This is a genomic window from Sporichthya sp. (assembly GCF_013815995.1).
GTDB lineage: Bacteria > Actinomycetota > Actinomycetes > Sporichthyales > Sporichthyaceae > Sporichthya.
In genome coordinates, this window is record NZ_JACDFE010000058.1 from 1 (window position 1) to 19,692 (window position 19,692).

A 19,692-nucleotide genomic window follows, 5' to 3' on the forward strand; every position below is an offset into this window, starting at 1 on the left:
GCCGCCGGCAGGGTGACCCCGCCGGTCAGCGCGAGGCCCAGCCCGATCCCGGCGCCGCCCAGCAGGAACGCGCGCCGCGAGGCGGGCAGGCCCTGCGGGCCGAGCAGTTCCCCGACGTCCAGCCGCAGCGGGTCACGCCAGCTGCCGTCGTCGGTCTCGATCAGGTCCGGGGGCGTCGGTTCCATCACCAGCACGGTACGTCGCGAGGTTGAACAGCGACGGAACGAACGACGGCCCCGGCGGAAACCCGCCGGGGCCGTCGCGTGCAGTGCTGAGTTACCTGCGAGCAGGACTTAGAAGTCCATGCCGCCCATACCGCCCATACCGCCGCCGCCGCCCATGCCGCCACCGGCGGGCTCCTTCTCGGGCTTGTCGGCGATGACGGCCTCGGTGGTGAGGAAGAGGCCGGCGATCGACGCCGCGTTCTGCAGCGCGGAGCGGGTGACCTTGGCCGGGTCGATGATGCCGGCCGCGATCAGGTCGACGTACTCGCCGGTCGCGGCGTTGAGGCCCCAACCGATGTCGAGGTTGGCGACCTTCTCCGCCACGACGCCGCCCTCAAGGCCGGCGTTGATGGCGATCTGCTTGAGCGGCGCCGAGAGCGCAACCCGGACGATGTTGGCGCCAGTGGCCTCGTCGCCCTCCAGGTCCAGCTTCTCGAAGGCGGTCTTGCCGGCCTGCAGCAGGGCAACGCCACCACCGGCGACGATCCCCTCCTCGACGGCAGCCTTCGCGTTGCGGACCGCGTCCTCGATGCGGTGCTTGCGCTCCTTGAGCTCGACCTCGGTGGCCGCGCCGGCCTTGATGACCGCAACACCGCCGGCCAGCTTGGCCAGGCGCTCCTGCAGCTTCTCGCGGTCGTAGTCGGAGTCGCTGCGCTCGATCTCGGCGCGGATCTGGTTGACGCGACCGGCGATCTGGTCGGCGTCACCGGCACCCTCGACGATCGTCGTCTCGTCCTTGGTGACGACGACCTTGCGGGCGCGGCCGAGCAGGTCCAGGCCGGCGTTCTCCAGCTTGAGACCGACGGTCTCACTGATGACCTGACCACCCGTCAGGGTGGCGATGTCCTGCAGCATGGCCTTGCGGCGGTCGCCGAAGCCGGGCGCCTTGACGGCGACAGACTTGAACGTGCCACGGACCTTGTTCACGACCAGGGTCGCGAGGGCCTCGCCCTCGACGTCCTCGGAGAGGATCGCAAGCGGCTTGCCGGACTGCATGACCTTCTCCAGCAGCGGGAGCAGGTCCTTGACCGAGGCGATCTTGGACTCGACGAGCAGGATGTAGCAGTCCTCCAGGACGGCCTCCATGCGCTCGGGGTCGGTCCAGAAGTAGGGCGAGATGTAGCCCTTGTCGAAGCGCATGCCCTCGGTGAGCTCGAGCTCGAGGCCGAAGGTGTTGCTCTCCTCGACGGTGATGACGCCTTCCTTGCCGACCTTGTCCATCGCTTCGGCGATCATCTCGCCGATGACGGGGTCAGCGGCCGAGATGGAGGCCGTCGCAGCGATCTGCGCCTTGGTCTCCACCGGCTTCGCCATGTTGGTCAGCTCTTCGCAGACGCGCTCGACAGCAGCCTCGATGCCCTTCTTCAAGGACATCGGGTTGGCGCCGGCGGCGACGTTGCGCAGGCCCTCGCGGACGAGCGCCTGGGCGAGAACGGTGGCCGTGGTCGTGCCGTCACCAGCGACGTCGTCAGTCTTCTTGGCGACCTCCTTGACGAGCTCGGCGCCGATCTTCTCCCACGGGTCCTCGAGGTCGATCTCCTTGGCGATGGAGACACCGTCGTTCGTGATCGTGGGCGCCCCCCACTTCTTCTCGAGGACGACGTTGCGGCCCTTGGGGCCCAGCGTCACCTTGACGGCGTCTGCGAGAGCGTTCATGCCACGCTCGAGACCGCGCCGCGCCTCCTCGTTGAAGGCGATGATCTTGGCCATGCTTGTAGGTCCTCCCGATTACGGGGTGGACAGGCCGCCTCGGTGCCCGCGACGGACGACCGGAGCGCCGGCGACCCCTTTCGCGCCGGACCCTCCGACCTCACCGGTCGGCCTGTTGTGCTGTCACTCTCATGACACGAGTGCTAACCCAATAATTAGCACTCGACCCTGGAGAGTGCAAGCCAGCCGAGGCGGCCACCGGACGAATTCGGCTCACGACGGCGGTAACCCGACAGCCCGCTCGATGGCTCAGGCGTTCGCGGCCGGCCCGGTCAGACCCTTGGTCTCGGCGACCCCGAAGTAGTCCCCGCCCTTGCGCTTGGCGTCGTCGGTGCCCCAGTCGACGGGACGGTCCACCTTGGTCAGGCGCGGAATGTGCTTGGAGCAGTGGATGTAGGCCTCGTGGACCTGCACCGCCACCCAGCGCTCGGGCCGCCGGCCGCCCTGGCGGGTCAGCATCTCCAGCAGCGGAACGGTCACCCGCTCGTCGCCGAGCAGCGCCTCGTGCTCGACGATGGTGGCGCTGCCGTTGACGTGAAGCCCGATCAGATCGTCGAAGAAGTCGACGAACATCAGCCCGACGTGGGCGTTCTCGGCGATGTTGCCGAGGCTGGCGTAGACGCCGTTCCCGCGCAGCTCCGGGTAGACCACGGTCTTCTCATCGAGCACCACGACGAAGCCGGGCTCGCCGGCTCGGAACGAGCTGTCGCACTCCCCCCGCGAATCCGCGGTGGCGACGAAGACCATCTCCTGTCGCGCGATGAACTCGCGCATCGCCTCGTTGAGGTGGTCGAGCATCTGCCGGTCGTAGAAGGTGCGCGCCCGATCGACCGCGTCCCACTGCTCCTGAACCGCGTGCTCACCCTCGGAGCCAGGCAGGCCGCTCTCGCCCATGGACATCCGACAAACCTACAGACGCCCACCGGCCGCCGGGATGGCTACCGGCCAACCAGCGTCAGTCGGTCAGACCAGCCGGACCGCGTCCGCCTGCGGGCCTTTGGCTCCCTGGGCGATTTCGAAGGCCACCCGCTGGCCCTCGTCCAACGACCGGTAGCCGTCCGACTGAATTGCCGAGTAGTGCACGAACACGTCCGCGCCGCCGTCGACGGCGATGAAGCCGTAACCCTTTTCCGCGTTGAACCACTTCACGGTGCCCTCGGGCATGAGGTCTCTCCTGGTGCCGAGCTGAAAGTGCCGAACGCGGCTGACATTAGCGTTCAGGACAAGCGCGGAACAGGGGTTAACGACGCAGGAGTGAGCCCGGTTCAGGGGCCGGAATTCCTGAGAAAATCAGGGATTCAGACGCCCGCGGCCCGGTAGGAGGCCATCGTCGGCTTGATGGTGGCGGTCGGGCCGACATGGGCGGCGATGGCGTCCAGCGTCTTGAGTCCGTCACCGGTGTTGAACACGACGGTCTCGACGTCGGGGTCGAGCTGGCCGGACTTCAGCAGCTTGCAGAGCGTCGCGATCGTGACCCCGCCCGCGGTCTCGCCGAAGATGCCCTCGGTGCGCGCGAGCAGCTTCATGCCCTCGACCACCTCGTCATCCCTCACGTCCTCGACGACGCCGCCGGTGCGCCGGCAGACGTCGAGAACATACGGACCGTCAGCGGGGTTCCCGATCGCCAGAGACTTGGCGATGGTGTTCGGCCGGACCGGGGCGACGAAGTCGCGGCCGTCCTTGAAGGCCGCCGACACCGGCGAGCACCCGGTGGCCTGGGCGCCGAAGATCTTGTACGGAGCGTCGTCGACCAGCCCGAGCTTGACGAACTCGGTGTAGGCCTTGTCGACCTTGGTCAGCTGCGAGCCGGACGCGATCGGGATGACCGTCTGCGGCGGGATCCGCCAGCCGAGTTGCTCACACACCTCGTAGCCCAGAGTCTTGGAACCCTCGGCGTAGTAGGGGCGGACATTGACGTTGACGAACGCCCAGTCCTCCTGCTCGCCGGCGAGCTCGGAGGCCAGGCGGTTGACGTCGTCGTAGTTGCCCTCGACCGCGATCAGGGTGCCGGCGTAGACGGCCGTGGTGAGGATCTTCTGCTGCTCGAGGTCGGCCGGGATCATCACGACCGACTTGATGCCGGCGCGGGCCGCGGCTGCGGCGACGGCGTTGGCCAGGTTGCCGGTGGAGGGGCAGGCGAGCACCTTGAAGCCGAGCTCGCGGGCCGCGGCCAGCGCGACGGCGACGACGCGGTCCTTGAAGGAGTGCGTCGGGTTGCCGCTGTCGTCCTTGACCCACAGCTTGCGCATGCCCAGTTCGGCGGCCAGGTTCTCGGCGTTGACCAGCTTGGTCCAGCCCGGGTCCAGGCTCTTGGTCTGCGTCACATGGGAGGGGACCGGCAGCAGGTCCTTGTAGCGCCAGATGTTGTTCGGGCCGGCCTCGATGGTGGCCCGGGTGATCTCCGGGAAGTCGTAGGCGACCTCGAGCGGGCCGAAGCACTCGCCGCAGGCGTAGAGCGGGCCGATCTCATAAGCGGTGCCGCACTCGCGACAGCTCAGGCCGGTTGCGCTGCCGAGCAGGCGGGCGGCAGGGGGTGCAGACGTCATGGCGTGGAGTCCTCTCCTCATCTTCCCCGGGCGGTAAATCACCGACCGGGACGGAGTTGGCACCCTTTCTGCACACCGAATTCCTTCGGTGGAGTTGCAGGTGGTTGCCGGGGCTTCACAGAGCCGTTCTCTCAGCCCCTCTGGATGAGCGTGTTCAGTTGTGGCGTTCACTGTAGTCGACGATGGCGAGTGCTTCTCCGGGCAGATTGCCCGGAGAGACGCAGCCCACAGCGCGAGGAGCGGCGTGCAAGCCCAGGTCAGGCAGTGGTTCGAGCGGCGCACCAGCGCGCTCGCCGACTGGCCGTTGGCCGAGGTACTGGCGGCCAAGCAGGCCTCGGGCACGACGGTCAGCGTCGTCCTCCCCGCCCTCGACGAGGACGCCACGGTCGGAGCGATCGTGGCCGCGATCCGCCACGAGCTCCTAGACCGGCACCCCCTGGTGGATGAGCTGATCGTGGTCGACTCGGGCTCCTCCGACCGCACCGCCGCGGTGGCGGCGGAGGCCGGCGCCCGGGTGGTGCACCGCGACGCGATCCTGCCCCGCCTGCCTGCCGTCGGCGGCAAGGGCGAGGTGCTCTGGCGCTCCTTGCTGGTCAGCTCGGGCGATCTGGTGGTGTTCATCGACGCCGACCTGGAGCGGTTCCGCCCCGAGGTCGTGGTCGGGCTGCTCGGGCCGCTGCTCGCCGACCCGGGCGTCGAGCTGGTCAAGGGCCTGTACGACCGACCGCTGGTGTCCGGGGAATCGGTGCTGCCGGCCGGCGGTGGGCGGGTCACCGAGCTGGTCGCGCGGCCGCTACTGAACCTGCACTGGCCGGAACTGGCCGGGGTGGTGCAGCCGCTGGCCGGTGAGTACGCGGCCCGCCGGACTCTGCTCGAGCAGCTGCCGTTCCCGTGCGGCTACGGCGTGGAGATCGCGCTGCTGATCGACACCCTCGCGCTGTCGGGGCTTGACGCGATCGGCCAGGTCGACCTCGGCACCCGCCACCACCGCCACCAGGACGACGCCGCGCTCGGCCGGATGGCCGCGCAGATCTGGCAGGCCGGGGAGGCCCGCCTCGGGCGCGACGTACCCGGCCGAGCGCACCCCGCTCCGCCCGCGACGCTGACTCAATTCACCCGGGTCGACGGCGAGGTGGAGGCCGACACCCACGACGTCACCGGCCGCGAGCGCCCGCCCGTGCTCTCCCTGCCCGAATACCGCGCCCACCGCTCGGTCCTGGACGCTCGGACCCGCACGGCATGATCAAGATCGTGTACTCCGACATGGACGGCACCATGGTCGGGCCGCGGGGATGCTTCGTGCGGGCTGCCGACAACTCCCTGACCCTCGAACCGGCTCGGGCCCTGATCGACCTACTGGCCGCGGGCATCGAGCTGGTGCTGGTCTCCGGTCGCACCGGTCCACAGCTGGCCGAGGCCGTGCGGATCTTCGGCGGCGACGGCTACGTCGGCGAGCTCGGCGCGGTGATCGGCTGGCGGCACGGCCTGGAGCATGAAGTGCTGCACGGCGCGATGCCGGAGGAGTTCTGGGACTCCTCGCTGATGGACGCCCTCGAAGGCTGCGGCCTGCTGGAGGACCTGCTGAAGCGTTACGCCGGCAAGCTGGAGTTCCACGCGCCCTGGCACCTCGGGCACGAGGCCGACGTCATGCTCTCCGGGCTGGTCGACGTCGCCGAGTCCGAGGCCTGGTTGACCGAGCGCGGATTCGGCTGGCTGCGCCTGCACGACAACGGCCGGCTGCCGGCCTACGTCGGGCTGATGCCGGACGGCCAGCAGCAGCACGTCTACCACCTGATGGCCGACGGGATCACCAAGGGAACGGGCGTCGCGGCCGACCTGACCCGCCGAGGCCTGACCCCCGATCAGGCGATCGCCATCGGCGACTCCCGCTCGGACCTGGAGATGGCCGCCCACGTGCGCCGCTTCTTCATGACCGCCAACGGCGCGCACGCGGCCGAGGGAGCTCCGCCGAATGTGACGCTATGTCAGGGCCTGAACGGCGACGGCTGGGTCGAGGCCGTCCGCTGGGCCCTGGACGCCTGACTTTCCGCGTAGCGTCCGACGAAACGAGCGCTATAGCTCACGCTTCGTCGGACGCAACGAGTGGTTCAGGCGGGGGCGAAGGCGTCGGCGGTGGCCTGGGCGGCTCTGGTGGCCACGGCGGCCGGGGCGCCGGCCGCCTCGTGGGCGTCACCCCAGAGCGCGGCGCTGCGACGGCTGAAGTCCTTCGCCTGCGAAGTTGGCCTCGAACTCAGCGTGGGTCTTCTCCACCCCGGCCAGGTGCCACCCGAGGCCGAGCACCGTGAGCTCCCAGCCGACGCCGGTGGCGCCGGGGCCGTAGGTGTTCCAATGGTCGGTGCGGGGCTGGCGGTGGCACAGCACCAGCTCGCAGCGGTCCTCTCCGACGGGGCGCAGCTCGAGCGTCACCCAACTGACCGCGTCACCGAACTCCCAGTCCAGGGTGAGGCGGCGCGGTGGGTCGCACTCGGTGATCGCGCCGGAGGCGTTGCCGTCGATGGCGTAGCGGTCGGCGGTGGCCTGGGCGGCTCTGGTGGCCACGGCGGCCGGGGCGCACCGACCTTGAGGTCGCCGGTCACTGGTGAGAACCAGCGCGCCAGGCGCTCGGGGTTGGTGCACGCGTCCCAGACATCGGCGGGCGCGGCGTCGTAGGTGCGCCGGATCTCGACGTCGTAGACGTCGCCGTCCACGCCGGCACCGACGTGGTCGGTCAATCGCGCCACGCGGCGATGGGCCAGGTTCAGTTCGGCGATCAAGTCCTTCATGAACTCTCCTGACGGTTCGTTATACGACGGGCTCGGCGGCCGCGGGCGAGTTCGGTCTCCAGGGCGTCCAGGCGTCGCTCCCACTCGGAGCGCAGGCCGCCGAGCCACGCCTCGACGTCGCGCAGCCCGCCGTCGTCGAGGGCGTAGAGGCGACGGGTGCCCTCGGCCCGGACGCTGGCGAACCCGCTCTCGCGCAGGATCCGCAGCTGCCGGGACACCGCGGGTTGGGTCAACCCGAACTCGGCCGCGATCACCTCGACCACGTCGCCGGCGCTGCGTTCCCCGCCGGCCAGCAGTTCGAGGATCCGCCGCCGCACCGGGTCGCCCAACACATCGAACGCCTCCACAGCGCGTACTATATGCGTTTAGGCTTATATTAGCTAGCCACGATACAGCTGAGGAGTGTCAGTCCGTGCGGGCGCACATCAGCCCACAGGCGGGCCGACAGGCGCCCGTGCGGGACGACGTCCCGCGAAGGTCAGGCGGGGCCGAAGGACTCCGGGCCGATGCCGCCGGGGCCACGGGGGGTGCGGCGGCGCTCGAAGCCCAGCCGGCGGTCCGGCATCGGCTGTTCCTCGTCCGGGGCGTCGCCGGCGTGCGCGACCACCGTGACCCGCACCCCGTTGAAGACGGCGTTGCCGGTCAGCGGGTCGATGTCGGCGTCGTCGGTGAGCAGGTTGACGTTCACCCCGGGCCGCTCGGCGGCGACCCGCATCCGGGCCTGCGGTTCGTCGTGACCCCAGCCGTGCGGCAACGAGACGACGCCGGGCAGGACCTCGTCGGTGATCTCCACACTGGCCACGAGTCGGCCGGCGGCCGAGGTCACCAGCGCCCGCCCACCGTTGCGCAGGCCGAGGCGGTAGGCGTCCTCCTCGTTGACCTGCAACGTGCAGCGGCGCGCGCCGGAGGCCATCGCGGACAGGTTGTGCAGCCAGGAATTGTTCGAGCGCAGGTGCCGCCGGCCGACCAGCAGCAGGCCCTCCCCGGCCGGGGCGCTGAGCAGCCCGCGGGCGCGATGAGCCTCCGCCACAAACTCGGGCGGCGCGAGGTGGATCCGGCGGTCGGCGGTCAGCAGCGCTTCCGGCAACCGCGGTTCCAGTTCACCGAGTTCGAGACCGTTGGGGCTCAACTGCAGGTGCTCGAGGGTCAGCCCGTACTCCCCCGACTGCAGCAGGATGTCGAGCAGGCGCTCGGGCCCTCGCAAGCCCTCGCCGATCTGCTCGAGCGGCAGCCCCTCGCGCACCGCCAGCGCCGCGGCCAACCGGTCGTCGAACTCCTCGACGCCGTCGGGCGATCCGCCGGCCGCGATCAGGGTGAGGCGCGCGATCGTCTCCCACTCCGGGTGCATCCCCACCGGGAGCGGGAGCACCGGCGGGGAGTAGTTGGCCACGTTGCGGCAGGCGTAGTTGTAGAGCAACAGGTCGTAGTGCGGGCGCTCCAGGATCGACGGAACCGGCAGGACGATGTCGGCCAGCGCCGAGGTCTCGTTGAGATAGGTGTCGACGCTGATCATCAGGTCCAGCGAACTCAGCGCCGCGTGCAGCCGCTTGGAGTTCGGCACCGACCGGGCCGGATTACCGGCGATCGTGATCAGGCCGCGGACCTGCCCGAAACCCGGGGTGTCGATCTCCTCCGCCAACGCCGCCGCGGGCAGCTCGCCGCACAGGATCGGGCGCCGGGAAACCCGACTGCGCGGACCGTCGAGCGTGAACGGCTCGGGGGGCACGCCCCTCCGCGGCGAGTTCGGCAGCCCGCCGTGCCCGGGCTGCGGGAACATCGCGCCGCCCGGCTTGTCCAGGTTGCCGGTGAGGATGTTGAGCACGTCGATCAGCCAGGTGGTCGCGGTCGCGAACGACGTCGTGGACGCCCCGATCCGCCCGTAGACGACCCCGGCGTCGGCGCGCGCGAACTCGCGGGTGATCCGCCGGATGCTGCCGGCGTCGACCTCGGTGCGCCGCTCCACCCGCTCGGGGGTGATGCCGTCCGCAATCGCGGCGACGCCGTCCACCCCGTCGACAATGCCCGCCAGCTCACCCAGATCGACCAGACCCTCGGTGAGCAGCACGTTGAGCATCGCCATCAGGACCAGGGCATCGGTGCCCGGCCGCACCCGCAGGTGCTCATCGGCCCCATCGGCGGACTCGGTGCGCCGCGGATCCACCACGACGATCCGCCCGCCCCGACGGCGCAGGGCGCGCAGCTTGGTCCGCAGGTCCGGCGCGGTGAGCATGCTGCCGTTGGACACGACCGGGTTCGCGCCGATCATCACGACGAAGTCGCTGCGCTCGATGTCCGGGACGGGTGTGGTGAACGGGTTGCCGTAGAGCAGGCCGGAGACCACGTGGCGCGGCCGGGAGTTCAGCGAGGCGGCCGAGAAGACGTTGCGGGTGCCGAGCGCCGCGACCAGCGCGTCGGTGTAGAGCAACGGGCCGAGCGCGTGACCGGCGGCAACCCCGGAGAACAGCGCGATGCAGTCGGGGCCGTGCCGCTCGCGCAGCGCCGGCAACCGCAGCGCGATCTCCTCGTACGCCTCGGTCCAGGTGGCCTCGCGCAGCATCCCGCCCCAGCGGACCATCGGCGTGCGCAGCCGATCGGGATCGGTGTGCAGTCCCTTGACCGCGACACCCTTCGGGCAGATGAAGCCCCGGGAGAGCACGTCGTCCGGATCGCCCCGGATGTCGACGACCGTGCCGTCGTCATCGTCGATGGTGACCAGCAATCCACAGGTCGCCTCACACAGCGGGCACGTCGTGGGTACTGCAGGCACCTCCCGGTTCTACCGCCTCTTGCGAAACGGTCCGGTCACGCGCAGCCCAAGCTCACGAGGATGTGGGGAAGTCCTTACCCAGGATGACAGTCAGTTGGGTGGGCGAGATGCCGCTGAATGCCGGGCGGATCCGCCCGATCTGCGGAAACTGCTCCATCAGCGCCTTCGCCGCGGGGCGCATCCCCGGCGGGAAGTAGACCGTGGTGGCGGGCACGTTGCCGCGGAAGTCGTCGATCCCGGCGACCGTCCAGCCGCCCGCTTCGAGCTCCTTCTGGAACTGGGCGGCCAGCCCGCTGATCCCGGTCTGGTTCAGCACCACGACCGGCACCTTGTCGACCGCGGGCGGCGTCGGGCTCAGGCTCGCGTCAGGGCTCGCCCTGAGGCTCGCGCTCGGGCTCGGGCTCGCACTCGCCGACGGCGTGGCCTGCGCAGTGGCGCTCAGCGTCGGGTCCGGCGTCGGGTCGGGCGTCGGGCTGGCCGTCGCCACGGCCACCGGCTCGGAGCCGGCCTGATCGGCCTCGTCCCCGCCGTCTTCACCGAAGGCCAGGATCAGCACGCCGACCAGCACGATCACCGCCAGAGCGGCGAGCGCGGAGGAGGCGAGGGTGTTCAGCAACGGGCCGCCGCGTCGGGGCTCCCCGCTCACGTCAGGCCGGTCATGTCAGAGCCGCCCGGCCGGACAGGGCGCCTCAGGCGTCGAGGCCGAGGCGACGCTGGGAGCGCGCACGCTGGCGGGCCGACCGCAGCCGGCGCAGCCGCTTGACCAGCATCGGGTCGAAGGCCATCGCGTCCGGGTGGTCGATCAGGGCGTTCAGGATTTGGTAGTAGCGGTTGGCCGACATTCCGAACAGCTCGCGGATGGCCTGCTCCTTGGCGCCGGCGTAGCGCCACCACTGCCGCTCGAAGGCGAGGATGTCGCGGTCCCGCTCCGGAAGAGCGCCGGCCGGACCGTCGAAGGTGACCGTCCCGGGCTCCGCGAGCGCAAGCTCGGCGGCGACCTGGGCGTTGCGCTCCGACGCGGCGGCTGCGGCTTCCATCGAGGTGTCCTCCGAAGGGTCCGAGGTGCGGTCGTGCCGCCGAGTTTCCTTTGCGGCACAGCCAGTCTAGGTCCGTAATGACAGCCGTGTCATTCCGTCCGGCGCGTCGCCGCCTGTGAATCCTGGCCAGCTTTTCACATACGTCCCACAACGCACGAACGCCCGCCACCGCGAAGGCGGTGACAGGCGTTCGAATCGCTGCGTTCAGGCCCGGAGGCCCGGTTCGGCTGCCTTGGTTTCAGGCGGCGCCGAGGATGCCGCCGCGGCGACGGGTCACCATGGTGACACCGGTGCCGGCGACGGCCAGGCCGGCGCAGAGCAGCATCGCGGTCAGGTCAGCGTTGCCACCGGTGTGGGGCAGCGCGCCGGCATTGACGGTCTGGGTCGGCTTGGCGGCCTTGGTGGTCTTGGTCGCGCCCTTGACCTCGCCCTTCGGGCTGAGGATCTTGACCGGCAGAGCCAGCAGCTTGTCCAGGTTCAGCGTGTCGACGACGGTGCCGACCAGGTCGGTGACGGTCTTGATGATGCCGTCGAGGTCAACCAGACCGGTGACGGTGGACAGGATGTCCTCCAGGCCGGCGAGGTCGGTGACCGAGGACAGGACGTCGAGGTCGAGCACGTCGCCCAGGACGCCGTCGGTGACGGAGGTGGCGGACAGCGGGTCAGCGGCCAGGCCGGTGACGGTGCTGAGCGGGCTAGCGCCGCCCGGGAGGCCGCCGGCACCGCCGGTGGCGGAGCCGAGGACGCCGTCGAGCAGACCGCCGACGACCGGAACCTCGACGTTGTCGACGACGGGAGCCTCAACCGCGTTGGCCGAGCCACCCATGAGGGCGAACGGCGCGACGATGGCGGCGGAAACGGCGACGGTGGTGAAGCGAGCGCGCATGGACAGACCGGACATTGGTGGATCCCCCTGGTTTGAGTAATTCGAAGTACCGGTCACGAGCCGGGCAACCCCCCAGCCGCATCAGTTCGTGAACCCCTGCGGTACTTCTTGCTGTTGTCCGCGGTGAGACGCAGGCCGCTGACCTGCGGTTCCAGGCGTTTCCCCGTAACTTTAGGGTCCGCGACAATGACTTCTCGTAGTCGCGAGGTCACCCTCCGAGGACGGAATGCCGGAATTTGTTCGGCTTGTCATCGGCCGTTCGGATGGGTCTTCGACCCCGGCGGTCACGCCTCGGAACGGATCCGGTCAACCAGGCCCACAAAAGTTCCTCGAGAACCTGGTCCGATGATGCGGGCGGCGACCCGGCCCTGCCGGTCGAGAACGAGGGTGCTGGGGATCGCCTGCGGCGGGATTGTCCTGCGGAAGGTCAGCAGCAGGCTTCCGTTGTCGTCGTCGAGGCTCGGATAGGTGATGCCGAACCGGCGCTCGAACGCCTCGGCCGCGCCGGCGGCGTCGTCCTTGGTGTTCAGCCCGAGGAACTGGACGTCACCGGAGCTGCCGGCCTGGTCCCAGGCCGCCTGGAGGTAGGGAGCCTCTTCGCGACAGGGCGCGCACCACGAGCCCCAGACGTTGATGAGCACGACCTTGCCACGGTAGGCCGCGAGGTCGATCGTGCCGCCGCCGATCTTCGGGCCGGCCAGCTCGATCGGGTCGCCGCGCTCATCGGGGGAAAGAATCGTCACGGTGCCGTCGCCGGAGATGAAGCCGTCTTCACCGCCCGGGGTGACCGGGCCGTCCTTGGTCCCGCAGGCGACCAGCGAGAACGCCAGGGCAGAGATCAGGGCGGAGATACGGAAAAGAACTCGGCCGGCGCGCACGCGGTCATCGTAGGAACCGGGCGGCGGGGCTCGTGCGGCAGGACCGCGTCAGGACTGAGGCGGGACCCGAAGGGTCAGAAGGAGCTGTGGGCGCGACGGTCGCGCTGCGCCGGGATGAACGCCATCCGGTCGCCGACCGACGGGGCCGGGATCCGGATCTGAGCGCCCGGCGCGGACAGCGGCGCAACGTCCGGCTCTACGCGGTGCACACGCACGCGGTTGATGAACCAGCGCATCCCGACCTCCTACGACCTTGCGGTTGGGACCTTCGATCGGCCCCGCCACGCGTCGTCCCCCGACCCGCAGCAAAGGTGAGACGCACACCGATCCAGTCCGGTTCCGTCCGATTTTCGGCTCGTCGCCACACTTGACTACGTGAGCCGCCACTTCTACGTGTTCCGCAGTCACTGGTTGGTGCCTGCCCCTGTACCTATCGTGTTCGACGCCCTCGCAAAACTGGACGAATACCCCCATTGGTGGCGCCAGGTCCGCAGTACCCGTGCGATCGACGAACAGACCTGTGAGATCGAGGTTCGCTCCTCGCTTCCGTACTCCCTGTTCATGACCGCGCACCACTCGCGCAGGGACCCCGAGGCGGGGGTGCTGGAGGCCCGGCTGACCGGCGACCTGGAGGGCCACAGCCGGTGGACGCTGGCCCCGAGTCCGGACGGGACCGGGACGTCCCTGCACTTCGGTGAGGAGGTCGAGGTTCGCCGGCGTCTGCTGCGCACGCTGTCCTTCGCCCGGCCGGCGTTCCGGGTCAACCACGCGGTGATGATGCGGGCGGGCGAGCGCGGACTGCGCCGACACCTGAAGGCCGGCTGAGGAGAAATGACCTTCTCCCGGCGCGGCGGATGAGAATCTCACCAATCTCCCGCGAGTAGCCCCCGCGAGCCTTAGCTTCGACGAAGAACGCGACCGTTCTGGGGAGGCCGGTCGCGCTCGGGGGGATTTGAGATGTCGCCGGACACGTCTGTTCTGCTCAGCCGGGAGACCTTGACCTACGGTGCGGCGCCCAAGCGTCGCAACCCGTGCCGGGTCTACGCCCTCGGCCTGTTCACGCTGGGCCTCTACTGGGTGGTGTGGTTCCTGCGCACCAACCGCGAGCTCGCGCGCTTCGACGAACGCCTGCCCGGGTCGTACCGGGTCGACGCCACCGCCTTCGGGCTGGGCTGGCCGATCGGCGTCCCGCAGTTCATCGCGCTGCACCGGATGGGCCGGCGGATCGAGGACGCGCAGCGCGCGGCCGGCGTCCCCGCCACCTGCGACCCGGCCACCGGCGTGCTGATGTGGCTCTGCCTCGGCGTCGGGGTGATGTACCTGCAGGACGAGCTGAACAAGGTCGTCGACCGCTACGGCGCCCCCGCGGGCACCGAGGTCTTCCACTTCGCCTGAGGGCGGTCGGGCTGCAAGGATCGCGGCATGCCGCGATTCGAGCCGTTTGCCGGGATCCGTTACGCCACCGACGATCTGGCGGCGGTGACCGCGCCGCCGTACGACGTCATCAACGCCTCCGAACGCGCCGAGCTCGTCGCGCAGCACCCGCACAACGTCGTGCTGATCGACATGCCGACCGACCCCGAGGACTCCAGCGGCCTCGACGTCTACGACGGCGCCGCGGCGCTGTTCGCGCAGTGGCGGGCCGAGGGCGTGCTCAGCTCCGACACCCCGTCGCTGTACCCGTACCGGATGTCCTTCACCGACGAGGCCGGCACCCGGCGCCAGACCCTCGGCGTGCTCGGTGCGCTCGGGATCGACGCCGAGGCCCGGGCCGACGTGCTGCCGCACGAACACACCACCCCAAAGGCGCACAGCGACCGGCTGCAACTGCTGCGTTCGACGCACGCGAACACCTCCGCGATCTGGGGCCTGTCTTTGACCAGCGGGCTGACCGGGCTGATCGATCTCGACGCCGCCGAGCCGCTGGGCCGCTGGGACGACCCGGACGGCGTGACCCACGAACTGTGGCGCCTGGACTCCCCCGCCGCGCTCAAGGCCGTCACCGACGCCGTCGACTCCGCGCCGCTGGTGATCGCCGACGGGCACCACCGGTACTCGACCTGCCAGACCTACCTCGGCGAGGACGGCGCAGCGCCCGGCGCCGGCGCGAGCCTGTTCCTGGTCGTCGAGCTCGACCACGACCAGCTCACGGTGCAGCCGATCCACCGGCTGATCTCCGGCCTTCCGCCCGAGGTCGACCTGGCCGGCGCACTGGCCGTCGACTTCGAGGTCGGCGAGCTCGAGCCGCTGCCCGGCCCCGACGTGGTGGCCCGGCTGGTGGCCGAGGGCGCGCTGGCGCTGCTGTCCCCGGACGGGATGCGCCTGCTGCGCCCCGTCACCGGCGCCGGCGACGACGACGTCGAGCCGCTGGACTCGGTGCGGGTCGCCGACTCCGTGCTCGGCCTCACCGACTTGGACCTGCGCTACCAGCACGGCGTCGAGCACACCGTCGAAGCCGTCACGAGTGGCCGCGCCCAGGCCGCGATCCTGCTGCGCCCGGTCTCGGTCGAGCAGATCCGCGCCACCGCCGCCGCCCGCGGCCTGATGCCCCCGAAGTCCACCTTCTTCTGGCCCAAGCCCCGCACCGGGACGGTCTTCCGCTCGATGGACTGAGCCACCACTACGACCCCCGAATGTGCAGTGCAGCACCTCCAACCGCGAGTTCCAGGTGCTGTAGTGCACATTCGGGGGTGAGGTGGAGGTTGCGTACTGCGCTTTCGGGGGTGTCGGGCGCAGCTGACGTCGCGTCAGTTCAGGGTGGAGGCGGTGGAGCCGCGGCCGCCGAGGAGGCGGGCGGACTCGTCGTCGGCAGGGTAGAACAGCTCGACCGCGAGTTCGTCCAGGGTGACGTCGCGGGGCGTGCCGAAAGTCGTCAACGTCGTGAACAGCGAGAGCTCCTGGCCGTTGCCGAGGTCCAGGCGGAACGGCACGAGCAGCGGGACCCGCTCCAGGGGCGACGGTTGATCGCGCAGGGCCTCCTCTACGCCGGGATAGGCGCGAACCTCGGCCTCCAACGCAGCGAGGCCGGGATCGCCGGTCAGCGCGACGCTGCGGCCCAACTGGTGCAGCAGGTGCGCGGCCCACTCCGGGAAGTTCAGGGTCCGCTTCGCGAGGCCGTCGGGGTGCAGGCTGATCCGGTAGACGTTGGGCGGTGGGCCGAGCAGTTCGTCCGGAATTCCGGTGGTGATCGCGGCCGCGGCGTTGTTCGCCATCACGATGTTCCACGCCCGGTCGACGACGACGCCGGGGTAGGGGTCGTGGGCATTGAGCATCCGCTGGACCGCTTCGCGGGCCGGTTCCATCTCCGCGTCCTCCAGGGGGCGCACCGGGTAGCGCGGGGCGTAGCCGGCGGCGAGCAACAAGGTGTTGCGCTCGCGCAGCGGTACGTCCAGGCCCTCAGCCAAGGCGAGCACCAGCTCGGCACTGGGCCGCGAGCGACCGGTCTCGACGAAGCTCAGGTGCCGGGTGGAGACGTTCACCGACAGCGCCAGATCCATCTGGCTCAGCCGGCGGCGCTGGCGCCAGTCGCGCAGCAGGGTCCCCACGGTCAACTCGGTCACGAAGGCGACGCTAGCCCGCTGCGGTCATGTCCGCGATTACCTGTCAGGTCATGGCTGGGCATGACCTGGGACGTCATTGAGAAGGCCCGGCGGCGGCCTCACGGTGGAGACATCCAACCCGAGCCAAGGAGGATCCGATGACCACCACGATCAATCTCGAAGCCACCGTCGACACCTGGCTGCAGGCCTACGGCGAGACCGACGCCGCCGCCCGCACCGCACTGATCGAGCAGGTCTGGGCGCCGGAGGGCGTCCTCGTCGACCCGCCGTTCACCGGCACCGGGCACGCCGAGATCGCCGCGCTGGCCGGTGCGGCCCAGGGCCAGTTCCCCGGGCACACGTTCCGGCGGACCAGCGAACTGGACGCGCACCACGACCTGGCCCGCTACACCTGGGAGCTGGTCGGCCCGGACGGGACCGTCGCCGTGGCCGGCACCGACGTGGTGCTCGTCGGTGGGGACGGGAAGCTGCAGTACGTCGCCGGGTTCTTCGGGGAGCCCGCGGCCCGGGCCGCCTGAGGCCCTCAACACACGAAGCGGTGCGGCCGATCAGGACTGTTCAGGGTCAGCCGTTCGGGTGATCTCGGGGCGTTCGCCCACGGAACCATCCGGCGCGGCTCTACCGTCGAAGCAAGATCGGCACGCACCGCCGTGTGCCAGTCCGGGGGGACATCATGGATCTGCACAACGACCTCTTCGACGGACCGCCGCCGCCGGAGGCGCGCACCGCGCCGCTGTGGCCGGGCTACGACCCGGAGCCGAGCCGGCCGACGCGTCGCAGCCTGTTCGCGCGGATCTTCAGCGCCCGCCGCACTCGCGCCGCCTCGGTCTGAGACCCCGGGCGCGCGCCCAGCCAGTCGCGCGCCCGGAAATTGGCGTAGAGCGTGAAGCAGATCGTGGCGATCCCGCCGACCACCATCGGGTAGCCGTACTGCCAGTCCAGCTCGGGCATGTGCTCGAAGTTCATGCCGTAGATGCCGGCCACCGCCGTGGGCACCAGCCCGATCGCGGCCCAGGCCGAGATGCGCCGCTGGTCCTCATTCTGGCGCAGCTGGATCTGCGCGGCGTTCGCCTGCAGCACGTCGGAGAGCAGCCGGTCGATCGACTCGATGCTGTCCGCGGCGCGGCGTTGGTGATCGCGCAGACCGCCGAAATCCGGGACCGCCTGCGGCGAGAGGCGTCGCAGCCGCGCCTCCGAGACCTGCTCCAGGGTCCGCCCCGACGCAGAGACCGCCCGCCGGAACTCGGCGACCTCGCGCTTGAGCTGGTAGATCCGGGCCGTCCGGTCCTTGTCCCTGCCGTCGAAGACCTGCTCGGCAACGGTGTCGACGTCGAGCCAGAAATCCTCGATGGCGACGTGGTAGCCGTCCGCGATCCGGTCGGCCACCCGGTACAGCACCTCGAGGACCCCGTACTCCGGGTGCCCGCTGCCTTCGTTGAACTCCTTGCGCACCTGGTCCAGGGCGTCGATGCCCCAGGGCGCGACGGTGATGACGAAGCCCGGGCCGAGAAACATCGCCAGTTCGGTGACCTCGACGACCTCGTCGCTGTCCACGTAGTGCACCGGGGAGAGCACGACGGGCACGACGTCGCCGTGCACCTTCACCTTGGGCCGGCGGTGCTCGGCGACGGCGTCGGCGACGGCCTTGAGCTCGGGCAGCTCGAATTCGTCGGCGACGGCCGCGATGTCCGCACTGGTCGGCTCGGTGCACTCGATCCAGACGAAGCCGTCCGACCCGCCGGGCCCGCAGTTGGCGAGGGCGCCCGCGAGCGGCAGGTCGTCGACCTTCTTGCCCTGGACGTAGCGCGCGCAACGGATGACGCCATCACGCCCGCCCCGCTGCGCCACCTCGGTCACCGGGCCAGCGTAGGACCGAACCACGGTTGAGCGTCGCCGAGCGCGCTGATCACTGCGCTCACTGCCTGAAGATTGCCCCAGAAGAGCTGAACTCCACGCGACAGCGGTCCGTGGCGTGATGTGCTGAGGACCGGAGCTCCACACCGGAGTCACAGCCACCTTTCAGGGACTGCGATGAGCCAGCGCCTCGACGCGGCCGCACTGATGGCCGCGGCCAGCGACCTGCTGGGTCTGGACGACTTCGGCGACCCCGCGTTCGTCGAGCCGTTCGAACGACTGGTGGACGCGGTCAACGCCGAAGGCACACTCGACGCGACGTGGGCCGCCGCGTTCGCCGCGGACATGACCCGCCTGCTCTGCACCCGCCTGGCCATCCAGGCCGCGATCACGGCCAACCCCGAGATCGAGGACGAGGACGTCTCCGACCCGATCATTGTCACCGGCCTCGCCCGCACCGGGACGACCAAGTTGCACCGCGCGCTCGCGGTCAGCCCGGAGTTCCAGAAGCTGCTGCTCTGGCAGGCGCTGTTCCCCGCGCCGTGGGGGCCGCCCGGCACCGACCCGGATCCGCGGATCACGATCACCGAGCAGCAACTTCACGACCTGCGCGAACGCTTCCCAGAGATGATGGCCGTGCACCCGGTGGAGGCGCGCGAGCCGGAAGAAGAAGTTCTACTGCTGCAGCTGAGCTTCCGGACGGTAGGCACCGCGTGGGTCTGCCACGGCTACTCCTTCATCGACTGGGTCGTGCAGCAGGACCAGGCGCCGGCCTACGCCGATCTGCGGCGCGCCCTGCAGTACCTGCAATGGCAGGACGGCGGGCGACGCGGGCGGCCGTGGGTGCTCAAAGCACCCATCCACCTGCACGCACTGGACACCGTGCTCGCGACGTTCCCGCGCGCGACCGTCGTGCACTGTCACCGGGACCCGCACCAGGTCATCCCCTCGACGGCGCAGATGCAGGAGATCTTCCACAACGCCTACGGCGCCAACCACGTCGGCCTGGAGCAGATCGGCCGCAACGCGTTACTCAGCGCCCACAGCTGGGAGAGCAATCTCGCGCAGCGCGTGGGCCTGAACCCCGCGCAGATCCTCGACGTCGACTACACCGAGATCTGCTCCGAGGTCGGCGCCGTGGTCACCCGCATCCTGGCCAGCCGGGGCAGCGAACCGAGCGCCGAGCTGCTGTCCACCATCGCCGGCTGGGAGACCGAGAACCCGCAGTACCGGCACGGCCGCTCCGGCAGCTCGCTCGACCGGTACGGTCTGACGCCCCGTCAGGTCGACGAGGCGTTCTCGACCTACACCGCATTCTTCGCGCGCACCTGAATCACCCGGCGCCGTAGCGGTTCGGAGGTGGCGAGCTCGGGCAGCCGCTGGGCCAGCCACGGCACCCCGTGCCGGGCGAACCAGCGCCAGGTTGCCGCGGTGGTCGGCGCCGGCG

General features: G+C 70.2%; 22 protein-coding genes and 1 riboswitch. Of the genes, 7 read left to right on the plus strand and 15 right to left on the minus strand.

Translation table 11 applies throughout. The annotated features are described in order from the left end of the window. The 5 genes from H0X00_RS08825 to thrC all read right to left on the minus strand — a co-directional run. Window positions 1-185 (minus strand): hypothetical protein (locus tag H0X00_RS08825; protein ID WP_293769151.1); only part of this gene is annotated, 185 nt, incomplete at its 3' end. A 108-nt stretch (window positions 186-293) separates the two neighbouring features. After that, window positions 294-1,934 (minus strand): chaperonin GroEL, encoded by a 1,641-nt coding sequence (gene groL, locus H0X00_RS08830; protein WP_293769153.1) that lies wholly within the window; start codon window positions 1,932-1,934, stop codon window positions 294-296. Between the two features lie 249 nt (window positions 1,935-2,183). After that, window positions 2,184-2,834 (minus strand): pyridoxamine 5'-phosphate oxidase family protein, encoded by a 651-nt coding sequence (locus tag H0X00_RS08835; RefSeq protein ID WP_293769155.1) that lies wholly within the window; start codon window positions 2,832-2,834, stop codon window positions 2,184-2,186. A gap of 63 nt (window positions 2,835-2,897) precedes the next feature. Next, window positions 2,898-3,098 (minus strand): cold-shock protein, encoded by a 201-nt coding sequence (locus H0X00_RS08840; protein ID WP_293769157.1) that lies wholly within the window; start codon window positions 3,096-3,098, stop codon window positions 2,898-2,900. A 134-nt stretch (window positions 3,099-3,232) separates the two neighbouring features. Next, window positions 3,233-4,480, minus strand: coding sequence for a threonine synthase (gene thrC, locus H0X00_RS08845; RefSeq protein ID WP_293769159.1), 1,248 nt, complete (start codon window positions 4,478-4,480; stop codon window positions 3,233-3,235). A 14-nt stretch (window positions 4,481-4,494) separates the two neighbouring features. Then, window positions 4,495-4,631, minus strand: a riboswitch (SAM riboswitch). Between the two features lie 93 nt (window positions 4,632-4,724). On the opposite strand from thrC, the gene H0X00_RS08850 reads away from it, so the two are divergent. Both H0X00_RS08850 and H0X00_RS08855 read left to right on the plus strand, forming a co-directional pair. Next, window positions 4,725-5,723, plus strand: a complete 999-nt coding sequence (locus H0X00_RS08850) for a glucosyl-3-phosphoglycerate synthase (RefSeq protein WP_293769161.1) — start codon at window positions 4,725-4,727, stop codon at window positions 5,721-5,723. Next, window positions 5,720-6,523: an HAD family hydrolase gene (locus H0X00_RS08855; RefSeq protein ID WP_293769163.1), complete on the plus strand. Its 804-nt coding sequence runs from the start codon at window positions 5,720-5,722 to the stop codon at window positions 6,521-6,523. Before H0X00_RS08850 ends, H0X00_RS08855 begins: the two co-directional genes overlap by 4 nt. Window positions 6,524-6,670: 147 nt before the next feature. Here H0X00_RS08855 and H0X00_RS08860 read toward each other — a convergent pair whose 3' ends face one another. The 8 genes from H0X00_RS08860 to H0X00_RS08895 form a co-directional block, all read right to left on the minus strand. Next, window positions 6,671-7,039, minus strand: coding sequence for an SRPBCC domain-containing protein (locus tag H0X00_RS08860; protein WP_293769165.1), 369 nt, complete (start codon window positions 7,037-7,039; stop codon window positions 6,671-6,673). A 220-nt stretch (window positions 7,040-7,259) separates the two neighbouring features. Beyond that, on the minus strand, window positions 7,260-7,610 hold the full coding sequence (locus H0X00_RS08865; RefSeq protein WP_293769167.1) for a helix-turn-helix transcriptional regulator: 351 nt from the start codon (window positions 7,608-7,610) through the stop codon (window positions 7,260-7,262). 131 nt (window positions 7,611-7,741) lie between these two features. Next, window positions 7,742-10,030 carry a molybdopterin-dependent oxidoreductase gene (locus tag H0X00_RS08870; protein ID WP_293769169.1) on the minus strand — a complete coding sequence of 763 codons (2,289 nt, stop codon included), beginning with the start codon at window positions 10,028-10,030 and terminating at the stop codon, window positions 7,742-7,744. 52 nt (window positions 10,031-10,082) lie between these two features. Next, window positions 10,083-10,676 carry a LytR C-terminal domain-containing protein gene (locus H0X00_RS08875; RefSeq protein ID WP_293769171.1) on the minus strand — a complete coding sequence of 198 codons (594 nt, stop codon included), beginning with the start codon at window positions 10,674-10,676 and terminating at the stop codon, window positions 10,083-10,085. A 43-nt stretch (window positions 10,677-10,719) separates the two neighbouring features. Then, a complete protein-coding gene (locus tag H0X00_RS08880) occupies window positions 10,720-11,067 on the minus strand; it encodes a DUF3263 domain-containing protein (RefSeq protein WP_293769173.1) in 348 nt (115 codons plus the stop codon). Window positions 11,068-11,305: 238 nt separating this feature from the next. Continuing rightward, window positions 11,306-11,968: a hypothetical protein gene (locus tag H0X00_RS08885; RefSeq protein WP_293769175.1), complete on the minus strand. Its 663-nt coding sequence runs from the start codon at window positions 11,966-11,968 to the stop codon at window positions 11,306-11,308. A gap of 269 nt (window positions 11,969-12,237) precedes the next feature. Continuing rightward, window positions 12,238-12,831 carry a TlpA disulfide reductase family protein gene (locus H0X00_RS08890; RefSeq protein ID WP_293769177.1) on the minus strand — a complete coding sequence of 198 codons (594 nt, stop codon included), beginning with the start codon at window positions 12,829-12,831 and terminating at the stop codon, window positions 12,238-12,240. Between the two features lie 74 nt (window positions 12,832-12,905). Continuing rightward, window positions 12,906-13,067 carry a hypothetical protein gene (locus H0X00_RS08895; protein WP_293769179.1) on the minus strand — a complete coding sequence of 54 codons (162 nt, stop codon included), beginning with the start codon at window positions 13,065-13,067 and terminating at the stop codon, window positions 12,906-12,908. 139 nt (window positions 13,068-13,206) lie between these two features. Here H0X00_RS08895 and H0X00_RS08900 point away from each other — a divergent pair, with 139 nt between their 5' ends. From H0X00_RS08900 to H0X00_RS08910, 3 genes are all read left to right on the plus strand, one after another. Beyond that, window positions 13,207-13,656 carry an SRPBCC family protein gene (locus H0X00_RS08900; RefSeq protein WP_293769181.1) on the plus strand — a complete coding sequence of 150 codons (450 nt, stop codon included), beginning with the start codon at window positions 13,207-13,209 and terminating at the stop codon, window positions 13,654-13,656. Between the two features lie 132 nt (window positions 13,657-13,788). After that, on the plus strand, window positions 13,789-14,226 hold the full coding sequence (locus tag H0X00_RS08905; RefSeq protein WP_293769183.1) for a DUF4234 domain-containing protein: 438 nt from the start codon (window positions 13,789-13,791) through the stop codon (window positions 14,224-14,226). 27 nt (window positions 14,227-14,253) lie between these two features. Continuing rightward, window positions 14,254-15,444, plus strand: coding sequence for a DUF1015 domain-containing protein (locus H0X00_RS08910; protein ID WP_293769185.1), 1,191 nt, complete (start codon window positions 14,254-14,256; stop codon window positions 15,442-15,444). 134 nt (window positions 15,445-15,578) lie between these two features. Here the strand turns inward: H0X00_RS08910 and H0X00_RS08915 are convergent, their stop codons facing one another. Further along, window positions 15,579-16,391: a helix-turn-helix transcriptional regulator gene (locus H0X00_RS08915; protein ID WP_293769187.1), complete on the minus strand. Its 813-nt coding sequence runs from the start codon at window positions 16,389-16,391 to the stop codon at window positions 15,579-15,581. A gap of 137 nt (window positions 16,392-16,528) precedes the next feature. On the opposite strand from H0X00_RS08915, the gene H0X00_RS08920 reads away from it, so the two are divergent. Continuing rightward, window positions 16,529-16,909 carry a nuclear transport factor 2 family protein gene (locus H0X00_RS08920; protein WP_293769189.1) on the plus strand — a complete coding sequence of 127 codons (381 nt, stop codon included), beginning with the start codon at window positions 16,529-16,531 and terminating at the stop codon, window positions 16,907-16,909. A gap of 226 nt (window positions 16,910-17,135) precedes the next feature. On the opposite strand, the gene H0X00_RS08925 is transcribed toward H0X00_RS08920, so the two are convergent. After that, window positions 17,136-18,248: a magnesium and cobalt transport protein CorA gene (locus tag H0X00_RS08925; RefSeq protein ID WP_293769191.1), complete on the minus strand. Its 1,113-nt coding sequence runs from the start codon at window positions 18,246-18,248 to the stop codon at window positions 17,136-17,138. 174 nt (window positions 18,249-18,422) lie between these two features. Here H0X00_RS08925 and H0X00_RS08930 point away from each other — a divergent pair, with 174 nt between their 5' ends. After that, window positions 18,423-19,577 (plus strand): sulfotransferase, encoded by a 1,155-nt coding sequence (locus H0X00_RS08930; RefSeq protein WP_293769193.1) that lies wholly within the window; start codon window positions 18,423-18,425, stop codon window positions 19,575-19,577. Window positions 19,578-19,692 lie beyond the last annotated feature (115 nt).